The following is a 13,588-nucleotide window of genomic DNA, read 5'->3' on the forward strand; positions in this document are numbered from 1 at the left end:
AAAAGCTCCTTCCATTAAGAAAGGAGCTCAAAGGCACGTGCTGGCCAATCGGTAATGATGACATCTACACCATAATCAATCATAGTTTGTAAATCTTTGTATTCGTTAATTGTATATGGACGGAAAACATATCCTTGCTCTTGTGCTAATTGCACAAATTCTTTCGTTAATAGCTGGAAGTTTGGATGTAATCCACTTGCTTTTCTCTGTTTTGCTTCGGCAATTGGATCAGCAATCGGTGTATCATATAAAATTGCTCTTGGGATTTCAGGAGCAATTTCTGCTAATAATGAAACAGAGTCATGGTTAAATGATGAAAATATAATTTGATTAGAAAGATGATATTCGCGCACAAGTGCAACAGCTTTTTCCTCAATATTTGGGTAATGAATAACATCTGTCTTTAATTCAATATTTAGTTGTAAGTTCGTTGTGGAAAGCCAAATGAAAATCTCACGCAACGTTGGGATTTTTGCTTCATGGAAAGAAGGGTCTTTATAGCTACCAGCGTCCAATGATTGTAGTTCCTCTACCGTTTTTTCCGAAACAAGTCCAACGCCATTTGTTGTACGATCGACGGTTTCATCGTGAATTACGACAAGTTCACCATCTTTTGATAAGTGGACATCGAGTTCAATTCCGTGAGCGCCAATGCGTTCTGCTTCTTGGAAGGCAATCATCGTATTTTCGGGATGTGTACCTTTTACTCCGCGGTGAGCGAAAATAAGTGGTTTACTCATGTGAAATTCTCCTTATTATCTCTTTTCTTTCATTATGAAACTGCTTTAGGGAAAATACAATTGAATATGATAAACATTTACAAAAGTCTAACAGTTGCAGAAAAGTTAACGTTAACGTAAAATGTAATAATCAAGTGAAGGGAGGAATAAACATGTATAAAATTGATGAAGTAACAAAGCAAGTCGGTTTAACAAAACGTACACTTCGTTATTATGAGGAAATTGGTTTAATTCATCCCCCAGAACGTAGTGAGGGGAATATTCGTCTGTATACGGATGAGGATATTGCCAGAATTAAAAGAATTGTAGAAGCGAAAGAAGTGCTAGGAATCACACTTCAAGAAATGCAGCATTTCTTATCACTAAAAGAAAGAATGGAGCAAAGAAGAAATAGCGAGAACCCTCGTGATCGTGAAGTGATTCAAGAAATTAAAGATATGCTTGAAAAACAAGTGCAAACGTTAGACGAAAAAATGGAGCAAATGCAACGTGTAAAGGCAGAACTTGAAGATAGTTTACATCGTGCAGTAACATTTTTAGAGAGCACAAAAGGAGAGTAATCAAAATGGAGAGCAAACAAAAACTAGGGAGATTGATTACAGTGGTGGCTACCTTCCTTGCCTTTTCGGGTATAGGAGTAGTCGACCCAATTTTGCCGATTATTGCAGAGAAAATTGGTGCAACGCATTGGCAAGTTGAAATGTTATTTACTGCTTATATTTTAACGATGGCAATCATGATGTTACCAGCTGGTATATTTGCATCAAGATTTGGTGATAAACGGATGATGACAATCGGTCTTGCGATTGTGACTGTATTTGCGTTTATATGTGGTATATCGCAAACGATTGCTCAATTATCTCTTTTCCGTGCTGGATGGGGATTAGGAAATGCGATGTTTTTTGCTACAGCAATGACGCTGTTAATAGCATTAAGTAAAGAAGTTCATGAAGCAGTAGGATTATACGAAGCAGCGATCGGCTTAGGTATGGCTGGGGGGCCGTTATTGGGTGGAATATTAGGTGGATATTCTTGGCGTTATCCATTTTTTGCGACGAGTATTTTAATTTTCTTAGCATTTATTTTAGTATTCTTTTTTGTAAAAGAACCGGAGCGAAAAGTGAAGCGTAAGGCTGCTGGCGTAGGAGAATTACTTAACCTGGTGAAGTATAAACCGTTTATGCAAGGTGCGATTTCAGGAATGTTATACTACTACGGATTTTTCGTTGTGTTAGCATATTCACCACTTATTATGCATTTATCAGCTATTCAATTAGGCTTTGTATTTTGCGGATGGGGATTAGCGTTAGCTTATGGTTCTGCAATTTTAGCACATAAGCTAGAAGGGAAATATGAACCAAAAACATTATTGAAGGGTAGTTTACTTGTATTTGCGATTTTCTTAATTGCACTATTCTTTGTGAAAATTATGTGGTTACAAATTACTCTTATCGTTTTATCAGGATTAGCATCTGGCTTAAACAATGCATTATATACAAGTTATGTAATGGATATTTCACCTTATGAAAGATCTGTTACGTCAGGTGTTTATAACTTTGTTCGTTGGTTAGGGGGCGCAATTGCTCCGATTTTATCAGGAATTATCGGTCATACTGTTTCACCACAAAGTCCGTTTTTAGTAGGTGGAATTGTGGTATTAGTTGGTTGTATTATGATCCTAATTCCAATTCGTAAACCAGTAGAAATAGAGACAAAAGCCCTTTCTTAAGAAAGGGTTTTCTTTATACATATATGTTAGAACCCTCTGACTAAAATATATTTTCGGTATTTTTGTACTTTTAACTATACATTTTGGATGTTTTGTTTTATTTTTGTTAGGGGACATTAATGATGTCCCTATTATAAATTTGCATTGAAAGGCGTGATTGTACGATGGAACTATGGTTCACTGAAAAACAAACAAAACATTTTGGGATTACGGCGCGTATTAACCGCACATTACATACGGAGCAAACAGAATTCCAAAAACTTGATATGGTTGAAACGGAAGAGTTCGGAAACATGCTTATTTTAGATGGCATGGTTATGACAACAGAAAAAGATGAGTTCGTTTATCATGAAATGGTAGCGCACGTACCTTTATTTACACATCCTAACCCTGAAAACGTATTAGTTGTTGGTGGCGGTGATGGTGGTGTTATTCGTGAAGTGTTAAAACACCCAAGTGTAAAGAAAGCAACTCTTGTTGAAATCGATGGAAAAGTAATTGAGTACTCTAAACAATACTTACCATCAATTGCAGGCGCATTAGATAATGAGCGTGTAGAAGTAAAAGTAGGAGACGGTTTCCTACATATCGCAGAAAGCGAAAATGAATACGATGTAATTATGGTAGATTCTACTGAGCCAGTAGGACCAGCAGTAAACCTATTTACAAAAGGCTTCTACGCTGGAATTTCAAAAGCGTTAAAAGAAGATGGTATTTTCGTTGCACAAACGGACAACCCTTGGTTCACACCAGAGTTAATTACGACTGTGTTTAAAGATGTAAAAGAAATTTTCCCAATTACTCGTTTATACACAGCTAATATTCCAACATACCCAAGTGGTCTTTGGACGTTCACAATTGGATCTAAAAAACATGATCCATTAGAAGTAAGTGAAGAGCGTTTCCACGAAATCGAAACGAAATACTACACAAAAGAATTACACAACGCAGCATTCGCATTACCGAAATTTGTTGGCGATTTAATTAAGTAAGAAAATCGAGCTTGAACAAATAAAGTGTGAGTAGCTCATTTAAGGTGTTTGTCCAGAAGACTTGAACATGCTAGCTACTTACACTTCTGTAGAGAAAATCGTCTTCTTGTTGTTAAAAAGAAGACCCGGTAAATCGAGAAAGAGGAGCAATTCGCTCCAAATTTGAGAAATAGTGAAAGGTTGGGATACCTTAAGTTCCACATAAGGAGGAAAAGAATATGCGTTTTGATGAAGCTTATTCAGGTAAAGTATTTATTAAAAGTCATCCAAGTTTTGAAGAGTCAAAGGTAGTTATTTATGGGATGCCTATGGATTGGACAGTAAGTTACCGTCCAGGATCTCGTTTTGGCCCTGCACGTATTCGTGAAGTATCAATCGGTCTTGAAGAATATAGTCCGTATTTAGATCGTGAATTAGAAGAGGTAAAATATTTTGATGCGGGTGATATCCCATTACCATTCGGAAACGCACAACGCAGCTTAGACATGATTGAAGAGTATGTATCAAAACTTTTAGATGCCGATAAGTTTCCACTAGGTCTCGGCGGTGAGCACCTAGTGTCTTGGCCAATTTTTAAGGCAATGGCAAAAAAATATCCGGATTTAGCAATCATCCACATGGATGCTCATACTGATTTACGTGAATCGTATGAAGGGGAGCCTTTATCCCACTCTACACCAATTCGTAAAGTGTGTGATTTAATTGGTCCGGAAAACGTATATTCTTTCGGAATTCGTTCTGGAATGAAGGAAGAATTTGAATGGGCGAAAGAAGTAGGTATGAACTTATATAAATTTGACGTATTAGAACCGTTAAAAGAAGTATTACCGAAACTTGCTGGACGCCCAGTCTATGTCACAATCGACATTGATGTATTAGACCCAGCTCACGCTCCAGGAACAGGAACGTTAGAAGCTGGCGGTATCACATCTAAAGAATTATTAGATTCCATCGTAGCAATTGCAAATTCAAATATAAATGTAGTTGGAGCAGACTTAGTAGAAGTAGCCCCAGTCTACGACCATAGTGATCAAACACCAGTCGCAGCAAGCAAATTCGTGCGGGAAATGCTGCTCGGTTGGGTGAAATAAAAGTGAAGCCGACTGTTTAGACCCGGTGACTAAGGTTCTTTCCTGCAAAAGGTGCTTTTTACCTTTTGGCAGGGAAGGTTCTTAGACGCAAGGGTCTAGGAGGCGTAACTGGATAGAAATAAAAGCGGAAGCCACCGATCATTCTAGCCGCTGCAGCTAGATAAAGTAAGAGCCCTCTATATGATTAGAGGGCTCTTGCTTGGTCGTTATGTGTCGGTAAGTCGATATATTTAAAAAATCACCGATATAATTTCATTTACCGTTACGCAACACAAAAAAAGCTATTCTCAAACGATGGGAATAGCTCTTTTTCTTATGCAACCTTCTCTTCCGAAGTAACTCCACGAATTTCATCAGCAGAGCGGATCGGATATTTACGGAACACAATAGACCCTATGTATCCGACAATAGTGGTAACGATTCCACATAGTACAGCAGCAATCGTTACTTTTATAACGTCATTAAATCCGAATAGGACAAGAAGACCTGGAATTGGTGATGCTGTTCCTGGTGCATTATTAACAAGCTGGAATAGCGATGTAATAATACCGGCAAGTGCACCGCCAACGAAGTTTGTTGCATAAATTGGAATTGGATTTGCTGAAACAACATCTGCTTGTGTTAAAGGCTCGATTGCTACAGCGATTGTGTCTTTCTTTGAGCAAATTTTTAGTCGCTTAAAGAAAATAAAGTTCATCGGGGCTGAGGCTGCTACGGCAAGACTACCAATTGCCATTGGTAAACCTGTTAATCCAAGCATTGCAGTTAGTGCCATAGAACTCAGTGGAGAGGTAGAAATAACTGTTATTAATCCACCAAGCATAATACCCATAATGATAGGACTTTCTGTAGTTGCAACTGATATCATAGAACCGATTTTACCAAGTGTTGCGTTAACGAGCGGATCCATAAGCATTGCCATTCCACGTGAGATTGGTGCAGCGATAAATAGGATTGCTAAAAATTCCACACCAGCCGGTAATTTCTTTTCGAGAAATTTCACGACGAAGGCACAAACGTATCCGGCGAAAAATCCTGGTAAAATACCGAATCCACTAGTAGCGATACCAATTAAAACAGCGTATACGGGGGAAACACCGATTGCTAATGCGACTAAAATCGCTGCTGCGACACCGCTCATACTACCAGAAGCTTCTCCTACTGATTGTAAAAAGTCATTATGAAACATTTCTCCACCTATATAACGGTGAAATGCTTCAATAAGAAAACTTGCGATTGCTGCATTAGCTAAAGCGCCCATCGCCTTCATTCCGTAAGGCGCACGGTAACTGAAAAGTGTAAATAGACAAAGTACAACAAGTAATAGTGCTAAACCTTGCAAGATAGCCATTTGAAAACTGTCTCCTTTGATTTTTGTAATAAAAATTCGTATCATTCAATAATAATATAAAAGTGTATGAAACGGAAAAATTTTTTCTTGGGAACTTGCTTTAAGAAAAAATCCCTTACAATAATGTAAGGAAAGTGTAAGACTTTTAGATAGAGTATAGTATGCTCTTTTCCGTATAATACAAGTATAGATATAATACTAGTGAGAAAGAAGTGCAAACAGGAGGCGCATGTATGAAATTGGTAATTAAAGTTTTAGCTGTATTCGCCATCATTTTAGGGGGAACAGCATATTATTTAAACACAAAAACAGAAGGTGTACATGCTTTTGTAGACAACTTCTTTTCAAATAAAGAAATACAAGATTATTATGCGGTTGTAGATAAAGGTGAGAAAAAAGACGGTGAATATTTGTATACATTTAAAGGGTATACAGAGGACGGAAAGCAACAAATTATTAAAAGAATGGTAAATCGTGAATTGCATGCAGGTGCTTTTATAAAAATTTATGCAAAAGGTATGCAAGGAAAAGGATGGGCTGAAATAACGAAAGAGTCAATCCCGCAAAAAGCGTTGCAAAAAATAGAAAAATCATAAAAGGAGCGAATCGTTCGCTCCTTTTTTAGTGCGTTAAAATAGTGATAGATGTATTTTCTTTGTTAGAAATGATTTTGGCATGTCCACCAATTGGAAAAGTAAAAATTGGAGTTGTATGTCCAAAATTTGCATTTGCAATGATAGGAATATGTGCAAGTTCAGGTTTTGAAGAAATCATTTCTTGAATGTCCGCTATCGTACATTCTGCTTCTTTTTGCATTCTTCCTATTACAATACCTGTTATATGTTCAAAATCAGGTTGCTGCATAAGGGAATGTAGATAGCGATCAAAAGTTTTAAGCGTTGATTTTCCTGTTAAACTGTCTTCTTCAAGGAATAAAATTTTGCCCTTTAAGTTTGGCATATATGGTGTGCCTTGTAGTAAATTAAGTGTGCTCATATTGCCACCGATAATTTCTCCTGTCGCTTCCCCCTCTTGAATTGGAACATACCCTTCATTTTTTATAAATTCTCGATTTTCCTGATCCATATACCAAGAATCATCGCTCCACGTTTCCGCCGGAATGATTTCAATAGGCTCATTAGTGGTTAAGCATTGTAAAAAGTAATCGTTTGTATACTCGAGCCCTTTCTCCATTCCAAATGAAGAGAAGTGGGGACCCGAATATGTAACAAGCCCTGTTTTTGTGTAAATTGCATTATTTAAGGCAGTAATATCAGAATAACCACAGAAAAATTTCGGGTTTTTACGAATTAGATCATAATCGAGATGTTTCAATAAACCATTGGAGTTGTATCCGCCAAGTGTCGTCAAAATAGCTTTTACATTAGGGTCTCCAAATGCTTCATGGAGGTCTTGAATGCGGGAAGAAATAGAAGAGGAAGCAAATTGATCTATCTCATCGGCATATTTTGAGAATGTAACTTGAAAGCCCATGTCAGTTAATCTTTTTATAGCAAGTTTTCTATTTTCATTTGAAACAATACTTAAACTACAGGATGGTGAAATCACGCGTATTTCATCACCCTTTTTTAACTTTGTTGGTATCACTGAATTCACCTCTATAATTAAAAGAATATTTAGATTTAAAAAATATTTTATCACATGAAATAAAGTAGAAGTGAATTATTTTTTGAAATGGAGTTTTCCTGATTTTTCAGCAGACAGACAGCGTCTTTTTTTGATATGATAGGAAAAGTGATTTATTATAAGTAGTATTTAATATCTATAACATTTGAAAGGTGTGCAAGACGTGAAGAAACAACTTGCAGGCTTGCCGGTACACGTTCATTTCGTAACAGAAATCCGTGAAGGGGCGAGGAAGGAAACCGTTGCTTTTGAAGCAAATGGTCAATACTATGTAAAAGGTCAAGGTACATATGTAACATTCCAGGAGCCGAACGAACAAGGCGAAGTGAAAACAATTATTAAAATTCAAGATGAACAAGTTCTCATTATGCGTTCAGGTGCTATTTCTATGCGTCAGACGCATGTGAAAGGTGAATGGACAACGGGTACGTATACGAGTGAACTTGGTACGTTTGCACTGCAAACGAAAACTGATAACGTTCTTTTTAAATGGTCGGATGAAAAGAAAAAAGGACAACTCTTCTTAACGTACGCATTGCTTCTAAGTGAACAAGAAGCTGGCAGATATACAATTACAATTAATTTGAAGGAGGCAAAATAATGAATTCCTTAGAACAGGTAAAAGGATTGATTAAAGAAGAAATTCAAGCTGCTGTATTAAAGGCAGAATTAGCGACAGAAGAACAGATTCCAAACGTTGTATTAGAATCTCCAAAAGATAAAACAAATGGTGACTTCTCTACAAATATGGCAATGCAACTTGCACGCGTTGCGAAAAAAGCACCTCGTATGATTGCAGAAGAACTAGTTGCAAACTTCGATAAAGCAAAAGCTTCTATTGAAAAAATCGAAATTGCTGGTCCTGGTTTTATTAACTTCTATATGGATAATAGCTACTTAACAGATTTAATTCCAACAATCGTAAACGCTGGTGAAGCTTACGGTGAAACGAACACTGGTAAAGGTGAAAAAGTACAAGTTGAGTTCGTATCTGCGAATCCAACAGGTGACCTTCACTTAGGACATGCACGTGGTGCGGCAGTAGGTGACACTTTATGTAACGTATTAGCAAAAGCAGGATACGATGTATCTCGTGAGTACTATATTAATGATGCTGGTAACCAAATTCATAACTTAGCTCTTTCTGTTGAAGCTCGTTACATGCAAGCTTTAGGTTTAGAGAAAGAAATGCCAGAAGACGGTTACCATGGTGCGGATATCATTGGAATCGGTAAACGTTTAGCTGAAGAGTTTGGTGATCGTTACGCAAAAGCTGATGAAAAAGAAAGCTATGAATTCTACCGTGAATATGGTTTGAAATATGAGTTAGCAAAACTTCAAAAAGACTTAGAGAGCTTCCGTGTTAAATTTGATGTATGGTTCTCAGAAACATCATTATACAAAAACGGAAAAATTGATGCTGCACTTGCTGTATTAAAAGAGCGTGATGAAATCTTTGAAGAAGGCGGAGCAACTTGGTTCCGTTCAATGACTTACGGTGACGACAAAAACCGTGTATTAATTAAAAATGACGGTTCTTACACATACTTAACGCCAGATATCGCTTATCACCGTGATAAATTAGAGCGTGGTTTCGATAAGTTAATCAACATTTGGGGTGCTGACCACCACGGTTACATTCCTCGTATGAAAGCTGCTATTCAAGCGCTAGGTTACGATAAAGAAACACTTGAAGTAGAAATCATCCAAATGGTACAACTGTACCAAAATGGTGAAAAAATGAAAATGAGTAAGCGTACAGGTAAAGCAGTTACACTTCGTGAGCTTATGGAAGAAGTAGGCGTGGACGCAATGAGATACTTCTTCGCGATGCGTAGCGGTGATTCTCATTTAGACTTCGATATGGACTTAGCTGTATCAAAATCTAATGAAAACCCAGTATACTATGCACAATATGCTCATGCTCGTGTATGCAGTATCCTTCGTCAAGGTGAAGAGTTAGGATTAGCTGCAGATGGAGACGTGAATTACAAACTTGTTACTTCTGAGAAAGAAGTAGAGTTACTGAAAAAACTTGGTGAATTCCCAGCTGTAGTTGCGGATGCAGCACAAAAACGTCTGCCACACCGCATTACAAGCTATGCATTTGAATTAGCAGCAGCATTACACAGCTTCTACAATGCAGAAAAAGTATTGAACCAAGATAACTTAGAATTAAGTAAAGCTCGTTACGAGTTAATGAAAGCAGTACGCACTACACTTCAAAATGCATTAGCAATCGTAGGAGTATCTGCACCAGAAAAAATGTAATTAAGAAAAGCGGAGCCGATTTTTCGCTTTCAGTAAAAGGCAATCACACGATGTTGTGATTGCCTTTTTGTATGGAGATAATAAAAAAATAAAATTTTATCAAACAAAAGGATAATTTGCGTCGTCTTATATAAATGACAGGAGGCTTATGATGGAAGAAAAGGTAGAAGAATTAATTGATATATATAAGCAGCAAATATATTCCTTATGCTATAAGTTAGCGAAAACGAAAGAAGATGCGGAAGATATTTTTCAAGAGACGTGGATAAAGGTTTTTTCATCAAGGCACCAACTTTCTTATGTGGATAATTATAAAAAGTGGATCACTACAATTTGTGTTCGTACGTTTTATGATTTTTATCGTAAGAAAAAAAGGTGGAAAGACCGAATATTGGATTTGTTTCATAAAGAAGATGGTGGAGAAATAGATTTCGCAGATGAAGTGAATATATCAGAAGAATTTATTCAAAAAGTGGAAGCGGAAATGATACGGGAAGTAATACAGTTATTAAATGAAAAATATAAAACGGTACTCGTACTCTATTACTATGAACAATATTCTTACAAGGAAATGAGTGAAATATTAAATATACCGATTGGTACGGTAATGGTGAAAGATGGTTTTGTAAAAGTGAATTGGGAAGCAAAATAAAGGGCCCTTGAGAAAGGCCCTTTATTTTATTGGATTGTATAAGTAACAGAAAAACTAACAGGACTATAGTAAACGTAAGGTGCATGAAATTGAACGTACATATTTCCATCTGTTTTTGCAGTGAAAATTCGGCCGTAACCATCAGAATAACGTCCAATAAGGTTATGATTTGAGTCATAAACACTGTAACTAGGAGTTTTGCTGTTAGGTTGAATTGTTAACTCTTGTCCCTTTTGAAGGAAAACAGGTTCTTGTTCAGAACTACCTCCAGTTTGCAAAGAATAAAATTTTGTAAAGCTTTGTTCTTGAGCGGCAGCAGCGACTTTTGTTTCAGGAATAAACGCGGTAGCGCCGGTAATTCCTGCTAAAGTTAACGCACCTGCTAAAATCATTTTTTTCATAATAGAAAAAGCCTCCTTATAAGTTGTAATCGATATTGTTACAGTTAATATTGTATACGATAATGAGTAGGATAAAATATGCTTTTATGCATATATATTTTTTCTCAATAAAAGACCACTGATAAAAATCAGTGGTCTTTTATTGATTAAGCAGCTTTCTGTTCAGTTTGAGTAACAGGTTTTTGAAGCGATTTATAAACCCCTGTTCCGATAACGTCTAATGCCATTTTCATTCGTTCAGGTGAAATATTTTCTAATACGTTATCTTGAGGTGTATGGTATACCTTCTCAATATGATAGATTAATGGATTCCAACTATCGACACCCATCCAAATAAATAGAGCAGCAGGAATACCAGCTTCAGCAAATGGAACATGATCACTAGAACCGAATTTACCTTGTAGGACGAGGTCATTATTTAGTTGTTTACCTGCTTGCAAGGCAGCATCTGTTACAAAGTTTGTAGAGCCATCAGGTGTCATAGCGTATAAATTCTTTGCTTTATCATAATTTGTTGCAACCATGTCTGCGTTAAAGACACCTAAAATTCGATTGCGTTCTTTTTGGGATAGACTATTAACGTAATAATCGGAGCCAAGTAAGCCAGTCTCTTCAGAACCAAAGGTAATAAAACGAATTTCCTTATCAGTTTCTACATTTTGAAAAGCACGAGCTAGTTCTAATACTAATCCAGTTCCAGAAGCATTATCATTTGCGCCAGGTGCTCCGACAACACTATCATAGTGCGAACTTACAACGACTGCTTTTTCATTACCGGTACTCTTTTTTGGTTTCTTTTTGGCGATAACATTTAGAGATGTTAATTTAGATTCATGTCTCGCTTTTAGGGAAAGAATTGTTGTCCCTTTTTTAGCGATTTCTTCTTTAAATGCATTTCCTTGCGCATAAGCAAGACCAAAGACAGGGATAGATTGCTTTTTCGTTAGGCGGGGATTGAAGGTTTGTCCATAATTTCCGCGTCCGCCAATTAAACTGTATAAAAGAACACCTTTTGCACCTTTGCTAACAGCATTTTCAACTTGTTTATTATAGTCTGTAATTGTCGTTCCTCTTTCAAATAAAACAATTTTACCGTTTACTTCATTTGGAATATCTTCTAATTTTGTCCCACCTTGAACAAAGATAAGGGGAGCTGTAACAGCTTCTGTAGAAATTAGTGAATTAGGAGCAGCACCAGCTTGCCAATTACGTTTTATTGATAGTGGTGATTCAATGAATCCAACGTACTGATCGGGCACCTGAAATGGCTGATATTCTACTTCATAGCCCATCGATTTAAGCTGCATACCAATGTAACGAGAAGCCCATTCTTCGGATTTTGTTCCACCGGGTCGAGGACCAATTGTTTCAGATAAGAAACGAACATGTTCAATTGCGCGGTTTGGATCAATCTGTTTTGTAATAGATGGAGTTTGTGTAACCTCTGACGTGGAATCCGCTTTTGCTTGCCCAATTGGAGCTAAGCTAACAGCGAGTGATACAGCAAGCAAAGAGCTTACTATTTTTTGTTTCAATGATTTTCTCATTTTTTCCTCTCCTATTCTTCTATTCTCTGTGACTGACAAAAGAAGACGGATAATGACTTTATTTTACCTTCGCGTCTTTTATTTTTCAATATTCTGACATTGAGAAATAAAAACAATATATGCATATTTGCATATTTTTGAGGAAGATATGTATGCTATCATTTTAAACGAAGGTTCGCTTTCTACTCTGAAAGCTCCTACATTGCATGAATCTAGTGTACCCAAACTTTAGATTATGTAGAGAAATGGAACCACTGTAGGGTTTCATTTCTCATGTTTGAATCAGTTGATGGTAATTATGTTTCCGCATTTCATAATTATTATCAGTGATATATGTAAGGCATCCATATGAAAATAAGAGGCTGTTCAAAGGTTTTCCGTACTTTTGGGCAGCCTCACCCCGTTAAAAGGACGATACTTTATGTATCGTCCTTTTTGTATAAAAAAACATCCAATCAATTGAGAGATTGATTGGATGTAAAAACATTATTAATAATGTTTTTTGCGTTTTGTAGCTAAAATACTTAATAATCCAGCTAGTAGAAGGACGATACCTACTGTTTGTGTAGGGTCTTCTTTATGACCTGTATTTGGAAGGTGTTTATCCGTATTTCGATCATCTTGCTGTTTGTTATCTGTTTCATTTGATGTTTCTTCGGAAGTTCCGTTTTTGTGTTTCTCAGATGTTTCATTGCCTTTGTTTTCTTCTTTATTTGGAGGAGTAACTGGCTTGTCATCTCCACCTGACGAAGATTCAATCTTTTTATTTGAAACTGTAATTTGTAGTGGTGTAGCTTGGGCTTTATCAATTGTAAAGTTTATTGGTGATGCATCTAATTGATAGCCTTTAGGAGCCTGTGTTTCTACTAATTGATAATTACCAGGTTTCAAATCATTTACGATTACTTTTCCGTGTTGGTCTGTTTTTAAACCTTCTCGGATGATTTTTCCATCTTGGTCTAAAATATTGAAAATGGCACCTTCAAGTGTTCCATGGTGATCAATATCAACTTTAGTTAACTCAATTGAACCTGTTGTTAAACTATTTAAAGCTGTAACAGAGGTAACCTGAGATTGTCCTTTCGTAATTGTGAAAGGAATTGGTTTAATGTTTAAATCATAGCCAGTTGGAGCTTTCGTTTCAATGAACTGATAATCTCCCGGACG

14 protein-coding genes are annotated in these 13,588 nt (G+C 36.7%); 8 read left to right on the top strand and 6 right to left on the bottom strand.

What is annotated here, in order from left to right; genetic code table 11:
- Positions 1-14 precede the first annotated feature (14 nt).
- Entirely contained in the window at positions 15-740 is a 726-nt protein-coding gene (locus DN400_RS08635) for a glycerophosphodiester phosphodiesterase (protein ID WP_016513276.1), read from the bottom strand.
- Between the two features lie 152 nt (positions 741-892).
- Between DN400_RS08635 and DN400_RS08640 the strand changes: the two genes are divergently transcribed.
- The 4 genes from DN400_RS08640 to speB all read left to right on the top strand — a co-directional run bounded on the left by DN400_RS08640 (position 893) and on the right by speB (position 4,552).
- Complete coding sequence (locus DN400_RS08640) at positions 893-1,300, top strand: MerR family transcriptional regulator (RefSeq protein WP_000276560.1); 408 nt, start codon at positions 893-895, stop codon at positions 1,298-1,300.
- A 5-nt stretch (positions 1,301-1,305) separates the two neighbouring features.
- The gene (locus DN400_RS08645; protein ID WP_000444239.1) at positions 1,306-2,469 is read left to right on the top strand and encodes an MFS transporter; all 1,164 of its coding nucleotides are present in this window, start codon (positions 1,306-1,308) and stop codon (positions 2,467-2,469) included.
- A 164-nt stretch (positions 2,470-2,633) separates the two neighbouring features.
- The gene (speE, locus tag DN400_RS08650) at positions 2,634-3,461 is read left to right on the top strand and encodes a polyamine aminopropyltransferase (protein WP_000424696.1); all 828 of its coding nucleotides are present in this window, start codon (positions 2,634-2,636) and stop codon (positions 3,459-3,461) included.
- A 218-nt stretch (positions 3,462-3,679) separates the two neighbouring features.
- Entirely contained in the window at positions 3,680-4,552 is an 873-nt protein-coding gene (speB, locus tag DN400_RS08655; RefSeq protein WP_001209831.1) for an agmatinase, read from the top strand.
- A 313-nt stretch (positions 4,553-4,865) separates the two neighbouring features.
- Here the strand turns inward: speB and DN400_RS08660 are convergent, their stop codons facing one another.
- The gene (locus DN400_RS08660; RefSeq protein WP_000996313.1) at positions 4,866-5,903 is read right to left on the bottom strand and encodes a PTS sugar transporter subunit IIC; all 1,038 of its coding nucleotides are present in this window, start codon (positions 5,901-5,903) and stop codon (positions 4,866-4,868) included.
- A 233-nt stretch (positions 5,904-6,136) separates the two neighbouring features.
- Between DN400_RS08660 and DN400_RS08665 the strand changes: the two genes are divergently transcribed.
- Entirely contained in the window at positions 6,137-6,499 is a 363-nt protein-coding gene (locus tag DN400_RS08665) for a YxeA family protein (RefSeq protein ID WP_000779932.1), read from the top strand.
- Positions 6,500-6,524: 25 nt separating this feature from the next.
- On the opposite strand, the gene DN400_RS08670 is transcribed toward DN400_RS08665, so the two are convergent.
- Complete coding sequence (locus DN400_RS08670; protein WP_053563292.1) at positions 6,525-7,511, bottom strand: S66 family peptidase; 987 nt, start codon at positions 7,509-7,511, stop codon at positions 6,525-6,527.
- Between the two features lie 202 nt (positions 7,512-7,713).
- Here DN400_RS08670 and DN400_RS08675 point away from each other — a divergent pair, with 202 nt between their 5' ends.
- The 3 genes from DN400_RS08675 to DN400_RS29685 all read left to right on the top strand — a co-directional run bounded on the left by DN400_RS08675 (position 7,714) and on the right by DN400_RS29685 (position 10,473).
- A complete protein-coding gene (locus DN400_RS08675) occupies positions 7,714-8,151 on the top strand; it encodes a YwiB family protein (RefSeq protein WP_000744343.1) in 438 nt (145 codons plus the stop codon).
- A complete protein-coding gene (gene argS / locus DN400_RS08680) occupies positions 8,151-9,821 on the top strand; it encodes an arginine--tRNA ligase (RefSeq protein ID WP_001086464.1) in 1,671 nt (556 codons plus the stop codon). Before DN400_RS08675 ends, argS begins: the two co-directional genes overlap by 1 nt.
- A 151-nt stretch (positions 9,822-9,972) precedes the next feature.
- Positions 9,973-10,473, top strand: a complete 501-nt coding sequence (locus tag DN400_RS29685; RefSeq protein ID WP_139213327.1) for an RNA polymerase sigma factor — start codon at positions 9,973-9,975, stop codon at positions 10,471-10,473.
- 26 nt (positions 10,474-10,499) lie between these two features.
- Here the strand turns inward: DN400_RS29685 and DN400_RS08690 are convergent, their stop codons facing one another.
- From DN400_RS08690 to DN400_RS08700, 3 genes are all read right to left on the bottom strand, one after another.
- Positions 10,500-10,874 (bottom strand): hypothetical protein, encoded by a 375-nt coding sequence (locus DN400_RS08690; RefSeq protein ID WP_000738223.1) that lies wholly within the window; start codon positions 10,872-10,874, stop codon positions 10,500-10,502.
- 146 nt (positions 10,875-11,020) lie between these two features.
- A complete protein-coding gene (locus DN400_RS08695) occupies positions 11,021-12,421 on the bottom strand; it encodes a M28 family metallopeptidase (protein WP_098236373.1) in 1,401 nt (466 codons plus the stop codon).
- A 489-nt stretch (positions 12,422-12,910) separates the two neighbouring features.
- Positions 12,911-13,588: MSCRAMM family protein (locus DN400_RS08700; RefSeq protein ID WP_147801632.1), on the bottom strand; the 678-nt coding region annotated here is incomplete at its 5' end.

The sequence above is a fragment of the Bacillus sp. AR8-1 genome, assembly GCF_008042345.1.
In the GTDB taxonomy this organism is placed as follows: domain Bacteria; phylum Bacillota; class Bacilli; order Bacillales; family Bacillaceae_G; genus Bacillus_A; species Bacillus_A cereus.